16 protein-coding genes and 1 pseudogene are annotated in these 19579 nt (G+C 73.4%); 8 read left to right on the plus strand and 9 right to left on the minus strand.

Annotation, left to right across the window (positions count from 1 at the left end):
• The first annotated feature begins 26 nt into the window (after positions 1-26).
• Together ACZ52R_RS06295 and ACZ52R_RS06300 are read left to right on the plus strand one after the other, a co-directional pair.
• Complete coding sequence (locus tag ACZ52R_RS06295; protein ID WP_465660855.1) at positions 27-1025, plus strand: ABC transporter ATP-binding protein; 999 nt, start codon at positions 27-29, stop codon at positions 1023-1025.
• Positions 1022-1831, plus strand: coding sequence for an ABC transporter ATP-binding protein (locus ACZ52R_RS06300; protein ID WP_465660853.1), 810 nt, complete (start codon positions 1022-1024; stop codon positions 1829-1831). The genes ACZ52R_RS06295 and ACZ52R_RS06300 overlap by 4 nt, the downstream gene beginning before the upstream one ends.
• Before the next feature lie 117 nt (positions 1832-1948).
• Here ACZ52R_RS06300 and ACZ52R_RS06305 read toward each other — a convergent pair whose 3' ends face one another.
• From ACZ52R_RS06305 to ACZ52R_RS06315, 3 genes are read right to left on the minus strand one after another with little or no spacing between them, the layout of a single operon-like run.
• Complete coding sequence (locus tag ACZ52R_RS06305; RefSeq protein WP_465660851.1) at positions 1949-2449, minus strand: GerMN domain-containing protein; 501 nt, start codon at positions 2447-2449, stop codon at positions 1949-1951.
• Positions 2446-3927 (minus strand): ATP-binding protein, encoded by a 1482-nt coding sequence (locus ACZ52R_RS06310; protein ID WP_465752898.1) that lies wholly within the window; start codon positions 3925-3927, stop codon positions 2446-2448. Before ACZ52R_RS06310 ends, ACZ52R_RS06305 begins: the two co-directional genes overlap by 4 nt.
• The gene (locus ACZ52R_RS06315; RefSeq protein ID WP_465752900.1) at positions 3924-4604 is read right to left on the minus strand and encodes a response regulator; all 681 of its coding nucleotides are present in this window, start codon (positions 4602-4604) and stop codon (positions 3924-3926) included. The genes ACZ52R_RS06310 and ACZ52R_RS06315 overlap by 4 nt, the downstream gene beginning before the upstream one ends.
• A 293-nt stretch (positions 4605-4897) precedes the next feature.
• Here ACZ52R_RS06315 and ACZ52R_RS06320 point away from each other — a divergent pair.
• Both ACZ52R_RS06320 and ACZ52R_RS06325 read left to right on the plus strand, forming a co-directional pair.
• Positions 4898-5269 (plus strand): annotated as a pseudogene (locus tag ACZ52R_RS06320) (polysaccharide deacetylase family protein); the annotation flags it as partial.
• A gap of 190 nt (positions 5270-5459) precedes the next feature.
• Entirely contained in the window at positions 5460-6767 is a 1308-nt protein-coding gene (locus ACZ52R_RS06325) for an aldehyde dehydrogenase family protein (RefSeq protein WP_465752902.1), read from the plus strand.
• A gap of 120 nt (positions 6768-6887) precedes the next feature.
• On the opposite strand, the gene ACZ52R_RS06330 is transcribed toward ACZ52R_RS06325, so the two are convergent.
• Entirely contained in the window at positions 6888-8702 is a 1815-nt protein-coding gene (locus ACZ52R_RS06330; protein WP_465619335.1) for an alkaline phosphatase family protein, read from the minus strand.
• A 271-nt stretch (positions 8703-8973) separates the two neighbouring features.
• On the opposite strand from ACZ52R_RS06330, the gene ACZ52R_RS06335 reads away from it, so the two are divergent.
• A complete protein-coding gene (locus tag ACZ52R_RS06335) occupies positions 8974-9906 on the plus strand; it encodes an oxygenase MpaB family protein (protein ID WP_465619333.1) in 933 nt (310 codons plus the stop codon).
• Positions 9907-10162: 256 nt separating this feature from the next.
• Positions 10163-11515 (plus strand): DUF2254 domain-containing protein, encoded by a 1353-nt coding sequence (locus ACZ52R_RS06340; RefSeq protein WP_465619331.1) that lies wholly within the window; start codon positions 10163-10165, stop codon positions 11513-11515.
• A gap of 117 nt (positions 11516-11632) precedes the next feature.
• Here ACZ52R_RS06340 and dacB read toward each other — a convergent pair whose 3' ends face one another.
• The 4 genes from dacB to ACZ52R_RS06360 form a co-directional block, all read right to left on the minus strand.
• Positions 11633-13246, minus strand: coding sequence for a D-alanyl-D-alanine carboxypeptidase/D-alanyl-D-alanine endopeptidase (dacB, locus tag ACZ52R_RS06345; RefSeq protein WP_465619329.1), 1614 nt, complete (start codon positions 13244-13246; stop codon positions 11633-11635).
• 183 nt (positions 13247-13429) lie between these two features.
• Positions 13430-14284, minus strand: a complete 855-nt coding sequence (locus ACZ52R_RS06350) for a TIR domain-containing protein (RefSeq protein WP_465619327.1) — start codon at positions 14282-14284, stop codon at positions 13430-13432.
• Between the two features lie 7 nt (positions 14285-14291).
• Positions 14292-15881: an eCIS core domain-containing protein gene (locus ACZ52R_RS06355; RefSeq protein WP_465752904.1), complete on the minus strand. Its 1590-nt coding sequence runs from the start codon at positions 15879-15881 to the stop codon at positions 14292-14294.
• A 150-nt stretch (positions 15882-16031) separates the two neighbouring features.
• Positions 16032-16532, minus strand: a complete 501-nt coding sequence (locus tag ACZ52R_RS06360; RefSeq protein WP_360509626.1) for a VOC family protein — start codon at positions 16530-16532, stop codon at positions 16032-16034.
• Here ACZ52R_RS06360 and ACZ52R_RS06365 point away from each other — a divergent pair.
• Positions 16531-17706: an NAD(P)/FAD-dependent oxidoreductase gene (locus ACZ52R_RS06365; protein ID WP_465752906.1), complete on the plus strand. Its 1176-nt coding sequence runs from the start codon at positions 16531-16533 to the stop codon at positions 17704-17706. The genes ACZ52R_RS06360 and ACZ52R_RS06365 overlap by 2 nt on opposite strands.
• Positions 17707-17925: 219 nt before the next feature.
• Here the strand turns inward: ACZ52R_RS06365 and ACZ52R_RS06370 are convergent, their stop codons facing one another.
• Entirely contained in the window at positions 17926-18903 is a 978-nt protein-coding gene (locus ACZ52R_RS06370) for a pirin family protein (protein WP_465752908.1), read from the minus strand.
• Between the two features lie 86 nt (positions 18904-18989).
• Here ACZ52R_RS06370 and ACZ52R_RS06375 point away from each other — a divergent pair, with 86 nt between their 5' ends.
• A complete protein-coding gene (locus tag ACZ52R_RS06375) occupies positions 18990-19478 on the plus strand; it encodes a carboxymuconolactone decarboxylase family protein (protein ID WP_465619319.1) in 489 nt (162 codons plus the stop codon).
• The last annotated feature ends 101 nt before the right edge of the window (positions 19479-19579 follow it).

Consider the following 19579-nt stretch of genomic DNA (forward strand, 5'->3'; position numbering starts at 1 on the left):
GGAGCGCCGACATGAGGAGCGCCGACATGAGGAACGCTGACGTGACGTCTCGGCAGGACCGCCCGCTGCTGGAGATCGACGGCCTGAGCGTCCTGCTGCCCGCCGGCCGGGCCGCCCGGCCGATCCTGGACGGCGTCTCGCTGCACGTCGCCGCGGGGGAAACCGTCGGCCTGGTCGGCGAGTCCGGCTCCGGCAAGTCCGTCGCCTGCCGCAGCATCCTCGGCCTGCTGCCCGAAGGCGCCCGCGCCGAGGGACAGGTTCGGGTCCGCGGCCGCGACGTGCTCACCCTGGACCGCCCCGGCCTGCGCGAACTCCGGGCCCGCCAGGTCGCCATGGTGTTCCAGGACCCGCGCGCCGCCGTCAACCCGCTGCGCCGGATCGGCGACTTCCTCACCGAGGGCCTGCGCGCCGCGGGCACCCCCGCCGACCAGGCCACCGCCCGGGCCGAGCAACTCCTCGACGCCGTCGGCATCGAGGACCCGCGCGGCGCCCTGCGCCGCCACCCGCACGAGTTCTCCGGCGGCATGCTCCAACGGGTCGTCATCGCCGCCGCCCTCGCCGGCGAACCCGAGCTGCTGATCGCCGACGAACCCACCACCGCCCTGGACGTCACCACCCAGGCCGAGGTGATCGCCATCCTCACCCGCCTACAGGCCGAGCGCGGCACCGGACTGCTGTTCGTCACCCACGACCTGGAACTCGCCGCCGCCGTCTGCGACCGGATCCACGTCATGTACGCCGGCCGGATCGTCGAGACCCGGGCGACCGACGACCTGTTCGCGCACCCCCGCCACCCCTACACCGCCGGGCTGCTCGCCTGCACCCCCCGGATCGACCCCGACGCCCCACCCCCCGAACCGGTCCCCGGCCGCCCGCTCTCGCTCGCCGAGGCACCACCCGGCTGCGCGTTCGCCGCGCGCTGCGCCTTCGCCGAACCGCGCTGCTCGGCCGAACGGCCTGCGCTCCGCCCGTGCGGCGACGGCCTCGCCGCCTGCCTGCGCGCCGACGAGGGGATCCTGCCGTGACCGACTCAACCGGCCTGGTGGTCAGGGGACTTCGCAAGAACTTCGGCGCCCGCCCGGTGGTGGACGGAGTCTCCTTCACCCTGCCGCCCGGCGGCTCGCTCGGCATCGTCGGGGAGTCCGGCTGCGGCAAGACCACCACCGCCCGCATGCTCGTCGGGCTGGAGCGACCCGACGGGGGCACCGTTCACCTGGACGGCGCGGACCGCTCGGCGCGGCCCCGGGGCCGCGCCGAGCGACTGGCCCGGGCCCGCGGCGTCCAACTGGTCTTCCAGGACCCGTACGTGTCCCTCGACCCGCGGATCCCGGTCGGCGCCTGCGTCGAGGAGGTGCTGCGGCTGCACTGCGCGCTCGATCCGGCCGCCCGCCGCCGCCGGGTCGCCGAACTCCTCGACCAGGTCGGCCTCGGCGAGCGCGAGGCCGCCGCCCTGCCCCGTCGGCTCTCCGGCGGACAGCGCCAACGCGTCGCCATCGCACGGGCGTTGGCCGCCGAACCGCGGGTGCTGATCCTGGACGAGGCGGTGGCCGCGCTCGACGTGTCGATCCAGGCGCAGATCCTGGACCTGTTCGCCGGGATCCGCCGCGAGTCCGGGATCGCCTTCCTGTTCGTCAGCCACGACCTCGCGGTGGTGCGGCACCTGACCGACGAGGTCGCCGTCCTGCGGGCCGGACGGGTCGTCGAGACCGGGCCGACCGTCCGGGTGCTCACCGATCCGCAACACGCCTACACCCGGCTGCTGTTGGACTCCGTCCCGCGCCGCGGCTGGGATCCGGGCCGGATCGCCGAGGCCCGCCGGGCGCTGGCCTGACCGGCCCGGACCGCCCGAGCCGGCCGGGCCCCTGCCGCGGGGGAGGGGCCCGGCCTCACCTCGGGCGCCGGGCAACGGGCGGCGCGCCGGGCCCGTCGGTGCGGGCGCGGGTGCCGGTCAGCCGGTGCGGTGCAGGTCGCACTGCTGCTGGAAGGCGGAGGGTGCGTCGCTGCTGACGATGGCGATCTTCGGCGGCGGTCCGGCCTCCGCGGGGGCGTCCTCGGCGGTGCAGACGAGTTGCTGGATGGCGGGCGCGGACAGCTGTGCGGCGGGCCAGGACAGCCGCAGGGTGACGGTGCCCGGGGCGGCCGTCGCCTGGACACGGGCGTTGGGGGGCAGGTCGCTGTAGAGGCCGGCGTGCTGCTCGGCCCGGTCGGGGCCGGTGACCAGGGTGTCGAGGGTCTGCTGGAGGCTCTCGCGCTGGGCGCCGGGCCGGATGGTCAGGCGGATGCCGTGCTGGTCGAGGAAGTAGAGCCTGGTCCCCGGCTGGATCCCGGTGGCCGGCCGGCCGCTCTTCACGGGGTCGGTGGTGGCGATCGAGCAGCCGCCGAGCAGCGACAGCACCGGCAGCAGCGCGGCGGCAGCGGCCAGGGGCAGGAGGCGAGGGCGAGCGGTCATGTCCGGTCCTCCGCGACGATCGTGGTGATGCCGCGCGGCAGGACGAGGGTGAACACCGCTCCGCCGCCCGGGGAGTTGGCGGCCTCGATGAGCCCACCGTGCAGCCGGGCGTTCTCCTGGGCGATGGCGAGGCCGAGCCCGCTGCCCTCGGAGCGCCGACGGGCCCTGTCCGCCTTGTAGAACCGGTCGAACAGGTGCGGCAGTTCGCCGGGCGGGATGCCCGGCCCCCGGTCGGTGACGGTCAGCACGAGGTCGTCGTCGGCCGCCCGCAGGGTCAGCCGGACGGGCGGGCGGCCGTGGCGCAGCGCGTTGCCGACGAGGTTGGCGACGATGACGTCGAAGCGGCGCGGGTCGAGGCGTACGGGCAGGGCGGCGGGCAGGGCGAGTTCGACCCGGTTGCTCCAGCCGCGCAGGTCGAGGGTGTCGCGGACGGCGGTCGCCGCGTCGACGTCCTCGGCGCGCAGCGGGGCGGCGCCGGCGTCGAGGCGGGAGATCTCGATGAGGTCGTTGACGAGCCGGGTGAGGCGGTTGGTCTCGTTGCTGATCATCCGGAGTGCGGTGGCGGTGTCGGCGGGGAGGTGTTCGGCGTCCTCGTCGAGGATGTCGGTGACGGCGAGCATGGCGGCGAGCGGGGTGCGCAGTTCGTGGGAGACGTCGGCGGCGAACTGCCGGCCCTGGGACTCGACGGCGCGCAGTTCCTCGATGGTGCCCTGGAGGGTGCGCGCGGTGTGGTTGAAGGTCTTGGAGAGCTGGGCGAGTTCGTCGTGTCCGGTGACGGTGAGGCGGGTGTCGAGCTTGCCCTGGGCGAGGTCGTGGGCGGCGTCGCCGAGCGCCCGGACCGGTCGCAGGACCTGCCGGGCGGCGAGCAGTGCGAGCCCGGCGGCGAGGAGCGCGGCGAATGCCCCGGCCCCGGCGGCGCCGGCGAGCAGCGCGTCGGCGGCGCTCTGCTCGCGGTCGAGCGGGAGGACGGCGTAGACGGTGAGCCCCGAGGGGGCGTTGGGCGCGGCGGCGTTGGTGACGGGGACGCCGACGGCGAGCCAGGGGTGGTCGTCGGCGCTGAAGCGCTGGAACGCGGCGTGGCCGCCGGCGACAGTGTGCTGCAGCGCCGGCGGTACGGCGACGGGCTGGGTCCACTCGGAGTGCGTGGTGCCGTGCGTGGCCAGCACGCGCCAGTCGCGGAAGCCGCCGGTGCCGGACAACTCCCCGGCCAGCCGGTCGAGTTCACCCTGGGTCGGCGGGAAGGGCAGGCCGGGCGCGAGGACGTCGATGCGCCGGCGCAGCTCGTCCAGAGTGGTGTCCTGGGTCAGGTCGAGGGTGGAGTTGGTGGCGGCCCGGTAGGTGAGCGCGGCGGTGGCCAGCGCGCTCAGCGCGGCGACGGCGACGAAGGCGACCACGAGCCGCGGCCGCAGGCCGGCGACCGCACGGCGCAGCCGGACCCTGCGGGGGAGCGGCCGCTGGGGCTGGGATTCCGGGGTCACAGCGGCCCGAAGCGGTAGCCGAAGCCGCGGACGGTCTGGATGTAGCGGGGCGCGGACGGGCTGTCCTCGATCCTGGCGCGCAGCCGGTTCACCCCGGCGTCGACCAGGTGGATGTCGTCCTGGCGGCCCAGCCCCCACACCGACTCGAGCAGGTGCTCGCGGCTGAACACCCGCCCGGGGGAGGCGGCCAGCTCCAGCAGCAGCCGCAGTTCGCTGGGGGCCGGCGGCAGCGGGGCGCCGCGCTTGGTGACGGTGAGGGCGGCGCGGTCCAGTACCAGGTCGCCGTGGGCTTCCCGGTCGGCCTCCGGGCCGGTCCCGCCCGCGCGGCGCAGCACGGCGCGGATCCGGGCGTCCAGGACGCGGGACTGCGCGGGCTTGACCACGTAGTCGTCGGCGCCGGCCTCCAGGCCGAGCACGGTGTCCACGTCGTCCCCGCGCGCGGTCAGCATGATCACCGGAGTGGGCCCGGCCTGCCGCAGTCTGCGGCACACCTCGAAGCCGTCGATCCCGGGCAGCATCAGGTCCAGCACCACGATCTCCGGTGGCTCCCGGTGGGCCCGCTCCAGCCCCTCCTCGCCGGAGGCGGCGGTGCGCACCTCATGGCCCTGGCGACGCAGCCCGAGGGCCAGCGCCTCGCGTACGGAGTCGTCGTCCTCGATCAGTAGTACCCGTGACATGCCAGTCAGTATCAGGCTTCCACCTGCGGAAACATGCCCGTGGCACGGGGTGGCCGCAGGTTGTTGCGAAACGCTCATACGTGGCTCACAGGTCCCGCAACCGCGCGGCGGACGGTGGTGGCGACGCGGCGATGCCGCACGCACCCGAACGGTACGAGGAGCACCGCCATGTCCGACCGCCGTGAGCCGACCCCGACCGACCGGACCCCGGCCGACCAATCCCCGACCGACCGGACCGCGATCGACCAGGCCCCGACCGGCGAGGCCCCGCGCAGCCGGTACCCGCAGGCCACACGGCCATGGACCACAAGGACGTCGGCTATCAGGAGAAGGAGATCGTCGACGGCCTGCGGATGATCCGGGAGGCCACCGGCGGTGCCGCGGTGGACTACTACCGGGCGCCCGGTGGCGCGTTCACCCCCGAGAGCCGGCAGATAGCGGCGGCCAATGGCCTGCGCCCGCTCGGTTGGAACGTCGACACCCGTGACTTCGAACGTCCCGGCGCCGACAGGATCGTCGAGACCGCCAGGGAGCAGCTGCGCCGCGGCCCCACCGTCCTCCTCCACGACGGCGGCGGCAACCGTGCGCAGACCGTGGAGGCCCTGGAGCAGCTCCTGCCCTGGCTCAAGGCCAACGGCTACACCTTCAGCTTCCCCGAGCGGTGAGCCGGAGCGGTGAGCCCGGAGCGGGTGAGTCCGGAGTCGCCGGATCCGCCGGATTCACCGTGCGACGCCGGGGCAAATGCTTGACAAACTCAACCTTTCATCCTTAGTGTCGCTCTTGTCCATTGCTTCACGTGATGAAACTTCCATGTGTGCACGTTGCGCACCACCCCTCAAGGACCGCGAGCCCCCCATGCACGACAGCATTCCTTCAGTGGTCGCCCGACTGCGGGCCGAGTTCGACTCCGGCCGGACCAGGCCGCTCGCCTGGCGCCTGGACAAGCTGGCCGCCCTGCGCGCCCTGCTCACCGAGCAGGCCGAGGTCTTCCAGCAGGCCCTCCACGCCGACCTCGGCAAGAGCGCCACCGAGGCGTACCGCACCGAGATCGGCTTCACGCTCAACGAACTCGACCACACCGTGACGCACCTGGCGGAGTGGCTGCGCCCGAGGCCGGCCGCCGTACCGGAGGTCTTCCGCCCGGCCGACGCCCGGGTCGTCCGCGACCCGCTGGGCGTGGTGCTGATCATCGCGCCCTGGAACTACCCGCTCCAGCTGGCCCTGGCCCCGGTGGTCGGCGCCCTGGCCGCCGGGAACACCGTCCTCGTCAAGCCCAGCGAGCTCGCCCCCGCGACCTCCGCGGCCATCGCCGAGCTGCTGCCGCGCTACCTCGGCGAGGAGACCGTCGCGGTCGTCGAGGGCGCCGTCCCGGAGACCACCGCCCTGCTGGAGCAGCGCTTCGACCACATCTTCTACACCGGCAACGGCGCTGTCGGGCGGATCGTCATGGCTGCCGCCGCCAAGCACCTCACCCCGGTCACCCTGGAGCTCGGCGGCAAGAGCCCGGTCGTGGTCGATCCCGGCGCCGACCTCGCCGTCACTGCCCGGCGGATCGCCCGCGGCAAGTTCCTCAACGCCGGCCAGACCTGCGTCGCCCCCGACTACGTCCTCGCCGTCGGCGACACGGCTGCCACCCTGGAGCGGGAACTGGCGGACGCGGTACGGGAGTTGTTCGGCGAGAACCCGGCCGAGAGCGCGGACTACGGGCGGATCGTCAACGAGCGCCACTTCGACCGCCTCAGCGCGCTGCTCGGCGACGGGCGGACCGTCATCGGTGGCGAGCACGACCGCGACACCCGCTACCTCGCCCCGACCGTCCTCACCGACGTCCCCGCGACCGCCCCGGTGATGAGCGCCGAGATCTTCGGCCCGATCCTGCCCGTCCTGGCCGTCGCCGACCTCGACGCGGCGATCGCGTTCATCAACGAGCGCGACAAGCCGCTCGCCCTGTACGCCTTCACCGAGTCCGCGGACACCAAGCGGCGGCTGACCGAGGAGACCTCCTCGGGCGCGCTCAGCTTCGGCCTGCCGGTCTCGCACCTGGCGATGCCCGACCTGCCGTTCGGCGGCGTCGGCGAGAGCGGCATGGGCCGCTACCACGGCGAGTACTCGATCGAGACGTTCAGCCACGCCAAGGCCGTCGTCGACAAGCCCCTCGGCTGAAACCGCGTCGCCCGCACCGACGGCGACGGCTCGGCGCGATCACCGCGCCGAGCCGTCGCCGTTCGTCGTGCAGGCCCAGTGAGGGCCGGGGGCGGCCCGGGGCGTCGGCCGCCGGGGGCGTCAGCCGACGGTCAGGGGGAACGGGCCGGCCAGCACCGAGTAGCCGTCGTTGGCGAGGTAGTACGCGTCGTACGTGCCCGCGCCGTTGAGCTTGCCGGTGGACAGGGTGACGGCGCCGCTCTGGTTCGGCGTGTAGGCCCAGGTCAGCGCGGACCGCGAGCCGGGGGTGACGCCCGCCGGGTAGACGCCGACCCAGTTCTTCGCGCTGACCTGCGAGGTGTTCGGCAGGGCGTAGCGGAGGGTGGCGTTGCCTCCGTTGGTCACGGCGGCGAGGTCGCCGGTCAGGGTCGGCCGGGTCGCGGTGGACGGCGCGAAGGCGGCGTTGAGGGGCGTCGCGTAGGTGTCGTTGCCGGTCAGCCCCGGCAGCCCGAGGGCGGCCTCGACGGTGCGGCCGATGCCGTAGTGGTCGTAGTGCAGCGGGCTGCTGGTGGCGGCCGGGACAGTGCCCTGCGAGCCGACGACGACGGTGGCGAGGTGGTTGTAGCCCTCGCTCTCGCTCTCGTCCCAGGTCAGCAGGAGCAGCGAGCGCTGCTGGGTCCAGGCCGGGGAGGCGAGCACGGGGGCGAGGGTCTGCTTCAGCCAGCCGTCCTGGGCCTTCAGGCTGGTGGCGTTGCCGTTTCCGGAGGCCTCGCCGTCGTAGTAGTCGTCGGCCGCGATCCAGGAGAAGTTCGGGGTGGTGGCGGCCGACTGCAGGTCGGTGGTGAGTTGCGAGGTGTCGAAGAGGTGCGCCGCGCAGCGGGCCGGATTGCCGCTGATGTCCGTGTAGTTGATGAACGGCGCGTCGTCGGGCTCGTAGTAGCTGTCGTTGTTCTTGTTGGTGTTGCAGGGCGTGCCCATGCCCTGCTCGTAGGCCTTCCAGCTCTTGCCGGCCTCCTCGATGGTGTCACCGAGGTTGCGCTGGGGTGAGTTGATGTTGGGCCAGTAGGTGGCGCCCTTGGTGTAGGTGTCGCCGCCGGCGACGGCGAGGTAGTTCTCGTCGCTCGGGTGGTAGACGCCGTGGGAGTCGGTGAGGGTGGCGCCCTGGGACATCAGGCTGTGGATGAACGGCGTGTCCGCCGGGTCGTTCATGATCTGGGAGTAGTCGGTGTTCTCCATCATGACGACGAACACGTGGTCGTAGCCCGGTACGGCCGAGGCGGGCGGCGTGACCGGCGCGGGCGCGGTGACCGGGGTGTCGAGGGTGAGCGAGAGGTTGTCCAGGTAGCCGGTCTCGTTCGAGGTGGAGAGGAACTGGACCTCGACCTGGACGGACCGGGTGCCGGCCGGGACGGCCCCGGTGGCGCTGCGGGAGAGGAACTGGGTGCTCAGGCCGCGGTCGGTCGCGGAGACGGTCGGCAGCTTGGCGGTCGCGCCGAGCGGGCGGCCGCCGCCGTCCCGGAAGTGCAGGCTGACGGCGACGTAGCCGCTGTAGGCGGCCCAACCGCCCAGCCAGCCGGAGAGGTTGTAGTGCACCGCGCCGCCGTCGATCGCGGTGGCCGCCGAGGAGACGTCGACGGTCTGCGCCATCGAGCCGTCCCCGAAGTTGCCCGGCCCGAAGAAGGCCTTGCCGGGCGTCCGGCCGTCGGTCGGCAGGCCGAAGGAGCCCACCGAGTGGCACACGGAGTCGATGCCGCCGGCCTGGACCGTCCAGCCGGGGACGGTACTGGCCGCGCTCCAGTCGTTGGTGCAGTAACCGCCGGTCTCCGCGTCGCCGTTGACGATCAGGTTGCCGCTGCCGCCCGCCGCCTGGGCGGTGCCGGGGGTGGCGACGGTCAGTGCGCCGACGAGGGGGAGGGTGGCGAGCAGCCCGCCGAGGGTGCTCCAGCGCAGTGCCATGGGATACCTCGTGTCGTGGTGAGGGTGGGAGCCATGGCGGTGCGCCATGGGGTGGGACATAGGTATCGGGTCGGGCTGTCCGGCGGAAGAATGTTGGTGGAACTTGGTCAGACAAGTTCGGGCAGAGGGCCTGCACCGGCGAGGGCGGCCGGTCCCGGACGGGCGAGGGCGGCCCGCCGCCGAGGCGGGGTTCGGCGTCGAACCGGGGGTCCGGCGTCGAAGGCGGTGTGCCCCGTCGGTACGGTGATGGCCGGGGCGAGGAGGGGTGGGCATGGTGGGGACGGGAACCGGGCCGACCGGTCGGCGGACGCCGCTCGCCGCGCTGCGCGCCAGGCTGCTGGCCGAGATCAACGCGACCGTGCACGGCCAGGACCTGCACCTGGAACGCTACGACCGCCCGGCCGGCGACCCGGGTCTCTTCGGCCCGGACAGCGTGGTGTGGCGGGTGCACGGGCACCCGGCCGGGATGCTGGTGGGCGGCTTCGCGGCGCTGCTGCTGCAGTCCCTGCACCCCCTCGCGATGGCCGCCGTCGACGCGCACTCGGACTTCCGGGTCGACCCGACCGGGCGGCTGAACCGGACGGCCCGGTTCGTCACCACCACCACGCTCGGGTCGACGGCGGCGGCCGAGCAGGCGATCGCGGGCGTACGCAGGATCCACCCCCGGATCAGCGGCACGGCACCGGACGGCCGCCCCTACCGCGCCGACGATCCGGAGCTGCTCACCTGGGTGCACACGGCCGAGGTGTACAGCTTCCTGACCGGCTACCAGGCCTACGCCGCCACCCCGCTGTCCGCCGCCGAGTGCGACCGCTACTACGCCGAGGCGAGGCGCGTCGCCGAACGGCTGGGCGCGCGCGACGTCCCCCGGTCCCGCGCCGAGGTGGCGGCCTACCTGGCCGGGATCCGGCCCCAGTTGCGGGTCACGCCGCCGGCCCTGGACGTGCTCCGGCTGCTGCGCGGCTTCGGCCGCAGCCGCCGCGAGCGTGCCGCCGTCCGGGTGCTGACGAACGCCTCGATCGACCTGCTGCCGTCCTGGGCCAGGGCCGAACTCGGCGTACGGCGGCCCTGGTTGGTCCGCGCCTGCTGGGACCGCCCGCTGGCGCGGACCGGCGGTCGGATCATGGTCTGGGCCTGTGGCCCCTCGCAGATCCGCGCCGCCGCCTACGCCCGGGCCACCGCCGCGCCGCAGGACACCGGTTGACGCCGGCCGACACCCGTCGGCACCTGGTGCCACCGGTCGACGCCGGAACCGGCTGATCGACGTCAGAGGAGCGCGCACCAGCCGGCGAGGGGGCGGCACCGGCACCGGAGCCGGTGACGGTCTCGGGCCGCCGCCCGGAGCGCCGGAGCGAGCAGGCCGGTGCCGCCTTTCAACCGTGATATCCGGGTTCGGTTGTTTAGGGTTGGTATGCGGGAGTACGGGGTGAATCCGGGCCGGTGTACGGGAGGTGGGCGCTGTGATCCGTGGGGTCCACCTGGAGGCGCAGTGGCGGCAGGAGGCGCTGCGGACGAATCTGTGGCTCGTGCCGATCCTGGAGGTGGTGCTCGCCGGGGCGCTGTTCGCGATCACCGTGTCGCTGGACCAGGCGGCGTACCACGGAGACCTGGAGCTGCCGTCGTGGGTGGTCAGCGGGGCGGCGGACGCGGCGCGGCAGGTCCTGGCGGCGATCGCCGCGTCGCTCATCACGGTGGTGGGCGTGGTGTTCTCGATCATGATCGTGACGCTGACACTGGCCTCCACCCAGTTCGGGCCGCGCATGCTGCGCACCTTCATCCGCGACCGCACCACGCAGCTCACGCTGGGCACCTTCGTCGGGACGTTCGTCTACGCGATCCTCGCGCTGGTCGTCATCGGGCCGGGCCCGTACGGCGACTTCGTGCCGCACCTGTCGATCACCGTGTGCATGGTCCTGGTGCTCGCCGACCTCGCCGTGCTGATCTTCTTCATCCACCACATCGCCACCTCGATCCAGCTGCCCCGGGTGATCGCGAGCATCGCGGCCGAGCTGTCCGAGGCGATCGAGGCGAGCGCGGGCGGGGCGGAGCCGGCGGGCGCCGCGCGGGGGCCGACGGCCGCGGAGCTGAGCGGCCGGCTGGACACCGAGGGGGCGGCCGTTCCGGCGCCGGCCAGCGGGTACCTCCAGTTCGTCCGGCACCGCACGCTGGTGCGGATGGCGACCGAGCTGGACGCCGTCATCCGGCTGGACCACCGGCCCGGGCACTTCCTGGTCCAGGGCCACCAACTGGCCACCGTCTGGCCCCCCAGGGCGGCGCCCGAGGTGGCCCGCAGCTTCGCCCGCGCCCACGTCGCGGGCTCGACGCGCACGATCGCCCAGGACATCGCCTTCGCGGTCGACCAGCTCGTGGAGATCGCCATCCGCGCGCTGTCCACCGCGGTGAACGACACCTTCACCGCCCTGACCTGCATCGACTGGCTCGGCGAGGGCCTGTGCCGGATCGCCGCCCGCTGGAGCCCGAACCCGGTCCACCGGGACGACGCCGGGTACATCCGGGTGATGACCGTGCCCGTCAGCTACGAGCGGCTCGTCCAGCGCGCGTTCGAGAAGATCCGACAGGCCGCTCCCGGGATGCCGGCCGTGCTGATCCGCCAGCTCGACGCGCTGGCGGAGATCATGGCCGAGACGAGGACCGAACAGCAGCGGCAGGTGCTCCTGGCCCAGGCCAGGATGATCGAGCGCCTCAGCCGGGAGTCCGTGACCGAGCCGGCCGACCGGGAGGACGTGCGGCGGCGCTACCGCGCGGTGCTGGCGGCGTACGAGCAGGCGCAGCGGGCGGAAGGACCGGCCTGACGTCAGGCCCGCGGCGGCGATCGGCCGGAGGTCGCAGACGCCGGGGAGGCGCGTGGTCGGCGTCGACCACGCGCCTCCCCGGGCGCCGGAGTGCGGAAGGACCGGAGTGCGGCAGGATCAGGGGGCGTTCCGGCCCTCCGGGGCGCGGTGCCCGGCCGAGGCCTGCTCCTGGAGCAGTGCGGCGACCTGGTTCACGTCGTCGAAGATGCGGATGACGTCGTTGATGTCGGTGGCCGAAGCGCCGTTCACGCCGACGAAGAACAGGTGCAGACAGCCGTCGTCCGTCTCCAGGTAGCCGGCCAGGTTCTCGGCGTTGTAGGCGATCCGCTGGTTGAGGTCGTCGGCACCCACGATGGTGCCGGGCTTGGCGAAGACCTTGCCCTTGGCCGGGCAGTCGGTCGCGCAGGAGATCGCGAGCGAGCCGTCGACGCCGAGGATCGGCAGGGAGTGGCGGAAGGCGTCCGCGTCGGGGGTGTGCAGCCAGTAGGCGAGGAGCTGGTCGAGGCCGGTGGGGGTGGCGCGGTCCTGGAAGACACCGCCGCGTCCGTCGGCGAGCTGGAACTGGGTCGGGTCGACGTGCGCCACGTCGACGAGGAAGTCGTGTTCGACGCCGAAGCCGTCGAAGCAGTCCTTGCTCCCGCGCGTGACGGCCATGTTGCACAGGGCCAGGTTGGCGCCGAGGTTGTGGCTGACCTTGAGGATCAGCTTGGCGTACTGGCTGTACGGCGGGGAGACGTACGCGGCCACCTGCGGGTCGCCGTCGTAGGAGGCGGGCAGCTTGCCGTCCGGGTTCGGGCCGGTCGGGTCGGCGGTGACGCTGACGCCGGCGCGGGCGAGCGCCTCGATCAGGGCGGTGCGGCCGAAGGCGTTCGGGTCCTGGACGTTGGAGATGCGCAGGACGGGCTGCGCGTCGGCGGCGATGGTGCCGCTGAGGGTGATCTGCGTGCCGTCGGGGGAGGCGGAGACCTGGATGTTCGTCGGGCCGCCGGCCGCCACCGTCTGCACGGTGGAGGTGACCCGGTAGGGGGCGACCTGGGGGCGCCAGGTGAGCTGGGCGGTCTGGCCGGGGGCGGTGGGGGTGGTGAGGAGGTCGATGACGTTGTCGTTGATGATCAGCGGGGTGGGCTGCGGGTCCAGCGCCGGCGGCGTGAACAGCCTCGCGTCGACGACGACGTCACCGTTGACCCGCGTGATGCCCGCGTCGCGGACCTGGTGGGCGATCATGTCCAGCCCGGCGAGCGGGTCCTCGGGGGTGAGGGTGGCGCCGGGCAGGTCGTTGGCGCTGGTGTGGTCGATGGCGGTGTAGTCGACGGTCCCGTCGGGCCTGGTCCGGCCGCCCATCGTGAGGTCGCCCTGGGCGACGAGCGCGAGGTTGCCGTCGAGGGTCGAGCCGGTGCGCGTGCCGGTGGCGAGGAGCGGGGTGGTGAAGTGGTGGTCGGGGCCGAGCGTGTGCCAGGCGCCCGAGATGGTGACGAGCTTGACGGTCGAGCCGGGGACGAAGAACTGGTTCGCGAACCGGGAGTGGAACACCTGGCCGGTCGCGGGGTCGGTCTCCAGCACGCCCCACTGCGCGTGCTCGTATCCGGGCTTGTGCATGATCGCCTCGATGGCGGGCCCGAGGTCGTCGTCGTGCGCCGCGGCCGAGGGCGCGGCGGTGGTGCCCGCCACGGCGGCCAACGTCGCTCCGGCGGCGGCCCAGGCCAGCAGGCGGCCGCGGATCGTTCGTCTCATGTGTGCGTCCCGTCGTCGTCTCTGGGGGTCGGCAGACCCGTCGCAGGCAGGTGCGGACCGGCTGCTCATGGGGCGGATCGTAGGAACCCGGACGACGTACTTCTCGGTACCGGTCGGCGTGCTGACGGTGTGTGGCGGGAAAGTCCACCGGTCAGCCGAACGGCGGGACGGGCCGACGGCGGGTCAGCCGGTGCGGCCGCGGGTGAGGCGGTAGTGCCGTGGGTCGGCGATGCCGTGCAGGTCCTCGGCGGTGAGGGTGTCGCCGTCGCCGCCGAGGATCCGCAGGTGCCGCGGCTCGTGCACCGGGCGCAGCCCGAAGGAGGACGTCAGCTCCAGGTCGAGCCGGCCCTCGGTGCGGGCGAACGACCAGTGGCCGGTGACCTTGCCCTTCAGGCCGGCCCGGAGGTGGGTGCCCGTCAGGTCGCCGCCGTCGACGGAGCCGTCCGGTGCCGCCGCGTCCGCCGGGCCGGCCGAGGGGGTGAGCTTCAGGTCCAGGGACTCGCCGTGCTGGGCGTCGCTCTCGATCGTCCAGCGGCCGGGCTCCACCGCCGCACCGCCCGACGGGTCCGCTCCGGGGCCGCCGGGCGGGGCGTCGGCGGGCCGGGTGCCCAGCATCCGGTGGACCGCGGCGTCCGCCTCCCGGGCGTCATCGCCGGGCGGCAGTTGTTCCACCCGGCCCTGCCCCGGCGGCAGGGCCGTCGCGTCGAGCGGCCAGACCAGGCAGGGCTTGTCGAACGAGGCCGCGTACTCGCGCTGCGCCCGGACGTGCGGGTCGTCGGCGGCGTCCCGGGACCACAGGAGCAGGAACAGGTCGCAGGCCCCCAGCTCCTGCAGCACCGGCTCGGCGGGCAGGCCGTCGGAGAGGTCGCGGGACTCGTCCAGGGCGGTCCGGGCACCCCCGGCGCGCAGCCGGGCGTCCAGGTCGGCGGCCCGGTCGGCATCCGCGGGCGCGTGGGCGAGGAAGACCCCGGGGCGCTTCCGCCCCTCGGTGTCGCCGTGCCTCTCGTCGTGCCTGTCGTCGTGCGTGTCGTCGTGCATCGGTACCTCAGATCTCCGCTTCGTACGTTTCCTGGTCGCGGCCGTGGTGCCAGGGGGCCTTCGGGTCGTAGGAGGCGAGGTAGTAGTCCGCCTCGCAGGTGTACGTCTCGGGGAACAGCTGGTGCGCCCGCTGCCTCAGGATGTCCATGGCCGCGAGCTCGTTGGCCAGCCCCTGCTGGTCCTGTTCGGCCGCCGGCTTGGCCTTCTCCTCGTCCACCAGGGCCTGGGCCGCCGCGAGGTTGTCCTTCAGGAACTGCGGCCACTGTGCGGGATCGTTGCTGTACGTGTAGTGCGGTGTCACCCGGTAGTGGATCAGCTTGGGCCACCCGGCGTTGGGGTTCTTCAGCGGCGCCTTCTCGTCCAGGACGTGGGTGACGGTCGGGTACGCGTCCTGGTACGGCTTCAGCGCGGCCGCGCTCGTGGCGGCCCCCCGGACCTGCTGCCCGGTGGCGGCGAAGCCGATCATGTCGCCGCCGAGGTCGATCGGATGGTTGGCCGCGATCCACTGCTCGTAGTCCGCGGCCAGGCCGTTGGTACCGCTCTGCATCGCGGTGCGGATGGGGTTCTCGACCTTGTGGAAGTGCTCGTTGGTGTTGGACTTGGCGGAGCCCAGGAAGATGTTCCAGGCGGTGTCGTTGGCGCCCGCGACGAAGTCACCGTTGATCGCGTGCATCGCGGTGGCCGCGTTCTGCTGGCCGTTGGCGCGCACCAGGTTGCGGTCGGCCGCCTTCATGACGGTGAAGTCCGAGGGCTCGCCGGGTGACGAACCGCCACCGCCGTTGTTGAGCAGTCGCTCCAGGTACAGCGAGTTCCCGAGGGTGCCGCCTCCGGGGTAGACCAGGCCGGCCCCGTTCAGCACATCGGTCTGGAGGTTGCCGAGCGTCGCGCCGCTGGGCGTCATCGTGGCGAACGGCGTGAAGGCGGCCGCCCGCTGCAGCACGGCCTCCCCGGTGTGCGGGCTCGCGCCGTGCCCGTCCGCGTGCTCCTCGGCCGGCGCCGCCGTGGCGGGCCCGGCGCCGGCCACCGCCCTGCGCATCACCCGGACGGCGTTCGCCTCGGCCTCGCGCTCGAACCGGTCGGACGGGTCGGAGAGCCTGAGCCCGGAGCCGTTGTCGGCGCCCGCGACCGGGCCCCGGCGCTGCTGGAGGACATGGGTGAGCTCGTGGGCCAGGGTGTGCCGGTCGCCGCCGCCCTCCCCGATGACGACGTGGTTGCCGGAGGTGTAGGCGCGGGCGCCGACCTCGGCGGCGGAGGCGCGGGCGGCACTGCCGTCGTGGAGGCGGACGTCGGAGAAGTCGGCGCCCATCCGGCCCTCCATCTCGGAGCGGACGGCGGCGTCCAGCGGACGGCCGGGCGTGCTCAGCACGTCGTGGACGGCGGAGCGCTGCACCGTCGGCCGGGGCCCCACCCCGCCGGCCCGCCCGCCCGGTCCGCCCGCCCCTGCCTGGCGGAGCATCCGGAGGACGGCCCGGTTCCCGGCGGTGGCCTGCACCCCCATCAGGTCCGGCCGGGCGCTCCGGCCGCCGCCGCGGGGAGAGCGGGCCGGTGTACCGGCGCGTCCGGCGGCCTGGGCCCGGGCGTTCTCTCGGGCGTGCAAGGGGGCATGCAAATGGGGCCTCTTCCCGCGAAGGACCAGCGACCCTTCCTGCCTACGCGCTCGGCGGCCGGGGCGCCAGGGCCCCGAGGGCAGACCCTGGTGCCTCCGTGGTACCCCGGGCGGGCAAGCCCGTCGGTTCCGGGGCGGGCCTCAGGTGGCGGAGCCGGCGGCAGCGCCGGTGGCCAGGTCGGTGCCCCAGCGGGCGATGGCCGCCTCCAGGTCCAGGGGGCCCGTCTTCGGCGCTTCGCCGGCCGCCGACCAGTCCTCGCGCGGGACCCGCCACATCACCTCGAACTCGTTGCCGTCCGGGTCCTTGGCGTAGAAGGACATGGAGTGGTGGTGGTCGGTGGCGCCGACCAGCGCCCCGCGCTCGCTGAGTGTCCGGCCGATCTCGGCCAGCTCGCCCAGTGTCCCGACCTCCCAGGCCAGGTGGTAGAGGCCGACCCGGCCCGGCTGCGGGCCGGGTGCGTCGGCGCCGATCGCGAACAGGCCGAGGTCGTGGTCGTTGAGCGTCTCCTGGGCGCTGAGGAAGGCGGCCCGCCCGGGGAACTCGGTGTCGACCTTGAAGCCCAGTGCCTCGGTGTAGAACGCGACCGAGGTCGCGACGTCGCGGACGTAGAGCACCGCGTGGTTGAGGCGGCGTACCGGCATGGGCTTTCTCCTTGCGAAGTTCAAACTCGAACTGAATCGCCTCGACGATAGCTACTGGTTTGAATTTGAACAACAAGAGGGTGCGGGCGCCGGAGGCGCGGCGAGTCGCATGGTCAATCGCTACGTCCGACGTCTGTGCGCGGTCGTCGCCATCCCGATGGGCACGTCGGCGGCGGCATGGGCGGCATGGCGACGGCCCTGCGGCTCGCCGAGTCCGTCGGCGGGGCGATCCAAGACCGTTCCCCGTCCTCCGGCGCGCCGGAGGATCGCGGCGAAGCTGAATCCCGGCAAACTGAGCCGCGGAGTGCGTCGCGCCGTGCTCGCGTCATCGGCGCAGGTGTTCGAACGGACCAAGGTCACCGACGTCAGGCGGGACCGCGGCAAGGTGGTGATCTCGACGCCCCGCGGCAGCGTGCGGGCGAACAAGGCCGTGCTCGCGACGAACGCGTACTCGGGCGAGTGGGCCATCATCCCCGCGCGCCTCTCGGTGCCCATGTGGCTCATCGAGATGGAGACGGAGCCGATCGCCCCGGAACGCATCGCCGCGCTGGGCTGGAGCAGTCGATCAGGGGTGATCACCCAGCACCAGATCATGGAGCACTACCGCCTCACCTCGCGCAACACCATCGTGTTCGGTGTCCGCCGCGTCGAACGGGGTGAGCGGTACCCGCTCCCGGCAAAGGCCCCGGACCGGGCCATGGTCGAAGAGCTCGCCGGCGCGTTCGCCACACGCTTCCCCGGCCTCGCGGACGTCGCCGTGGAACGCGCGTGGGGAGGCTGGATCGCGATGACCTCGTCCTTCCTGCCGATCGCAGGACAGATCGAGGACAACGTCTACTACTCGATCGCGTGCAACGGACACGGACTGGCCCAGGCACCGTACGTCGGGTCGCTCATCGCCGACCTGATCGTGGACGGAACGCGGCACGAGGATCTCGACGGCATCTGGGCGAAGGAACCGAAATTCCCTCCCTTCCTGATGCTGGGTCCGCTCGGCCTGCGCACGGTGTGGGCTGTCGACCGCTTCACCGACATGATCAACGGCAGTCGGCGCCGCGCCCTCCGCGCCGCCGCTCGTCTGCGCTGGTCAGCCGTCGCGAGCCGGTCGAACCGTGTGAACCGCTACCTCCCCGGCACCGCGGGACCCTTCGGGGTCACGTCCAGCCACGTGTGACCCCCACCTACCCCGGGCCAGGCCGCGTGTCCCCCCGCCGCGGCCTGGCCCGGTCCACCCTTCCGGAAGACACCATGCCGAACCTCTCGGTCCTGCTCGAGGACTCCGCCCGCACGTACCCGAACCGGGACGCCGTGGTCCCCGGCCCGACGCGTCTCACCTGCGCCCAGGGCGGGCGGCAGGCCCCGCCGTCGCCTCTCCGATCACCGAATGCGCAGGTCAGCGGGTGCGGCCGCGCGGCTTCAGGGGCGTGCCGGGGAGCTCGGGGGCCGGGAGGCGGTCGCCGGGGTAGCCGTGGACCTCGCCGTAGCGGTCGGTGGCGGCCTGCCAGTCGGCGCGGGCCTGGACGATCTCCTCGTGGCTGCCGCCGATGAAGTTCCACCACATGACGATCTGCTCCTCGAAGGGCGTGCCGCCGAGCAGGATCGTCCGGGCATCGGTGTCGCCGGTGTTGGTGAGGGTGATGGCAGTGGAGCCGGGGGCGAGGTAGCCGAGGTCGGCGGCGTGCAGCGGGGTGTCGGCGAGGCGGACCTCGCCGCAGTCGACCAGGAGGCCGTGCTCGAAGGCGGGGTCGACGGCGAGGGTGACGGTGGCGTGCGGGCGGAGGGTGAGTTCGGCGCCGAGCAGGGGGGTGAAGGTGGGCACGGGGGAGGTGTCGCCGGCGAGGGTGCCGAGGAAGACCCGGGCCTCGCCGCCGTCCAGGGCGACCGGGGCCGGGACGTGGTGGTGGAAGTCGCGGCCGGTGTGCCGGTGTTCCTCCGGCAGGGCGACCCACAGCTGGACGCCGTGCAGGGTGGTGGTGGCGGGGGTGGAGACCTCGGAGTGGGCGATGCCGTGGCCGGAGGACATCAGGTTGACCTCGCCGGGTCGGACGAACGCGTGGACGCCGAGGCTGTCCCGGTGCTCGATCTCGCCGGTGAACAGCCAGCTGACGGTCTGCAGGCCGGTGTGCGGGTGCGGGGCGACGTCCATGCCGCCGGTGTGGGCGACGTCGTCGGGGCCGTAGTGGTCCACGAAGCACCAGGCGCCGATCAGGGAGCGGGAACGCTGCGGCAGCGTCCGGCGCACGGTCATCGCGCGCGGGCCGCCGAGCGGGACGTCGCGCGGGGGCAGGACCTCCACGCGGGGGGCGGCGGCGGGCGGCTCGATGAGGTCGGTCTCGGTGGTGCTCACGGTCGGGGTCCCTCCCAGGTGCATGGTAGTTCTATATTCAACTATCATGCCATGGCAGAGTGGCGCGCGACAGTGATCAGCCTAAACAGTGATCGGCCCGAGGAGTTCAGGTGAGTGATGTGACGGTGGTCCCGACGGACCGGCGGGTGTTCATCGACAAGCAGAGCCCCCAGGCGTACAAGGCGCTCGTCGCGGCCGCCGAGGCGACGCGCGAGGTGGCGGCCGAGGCTGGGCTGGACCGTCGACTGGTGGAGCTCGTCAACCTCCGGGTGTCGCAGATCAACGGCTGCGCCTACTGCCTGAACGTGCACACCAAGGCCGCGCTGCGCGAGGGCGAGACCACGCAGCGGCTGGGCGTGCTCCCGGCATGGCGCGACACCGAGCTGTTCGACGCGCGGGAGCGCGCCGCGCTCGCACTGGCCGAGGCGACCACCGACCCGGCCGACGCGGCCGCGCAGGAGGCCGCGTACGGGGCCGCGCGCGAGGCGATGAGCGAGGCCGAGATCTCGGCGGTGGTGTGGGTGGCGATCGCCATCAACTCCTTCAACCGGGTCTCCATCATGAGCAAGCACCCGGTCCGCCCGGCCCCGGCACGGTAGCCGCTCCGCCGGAGGGCCTCCGCCTGAAGGCGTGGGCCCTCCTTCGGCGGGTGCGCGGCCGGTTCCTCCCGCGGGGGGAGGGGGCGAGAGTAGAGTGCAGC

It is taken from the genome of Kitasatospora sp. NPDC034023 (genome assembly GCF_055575795.1).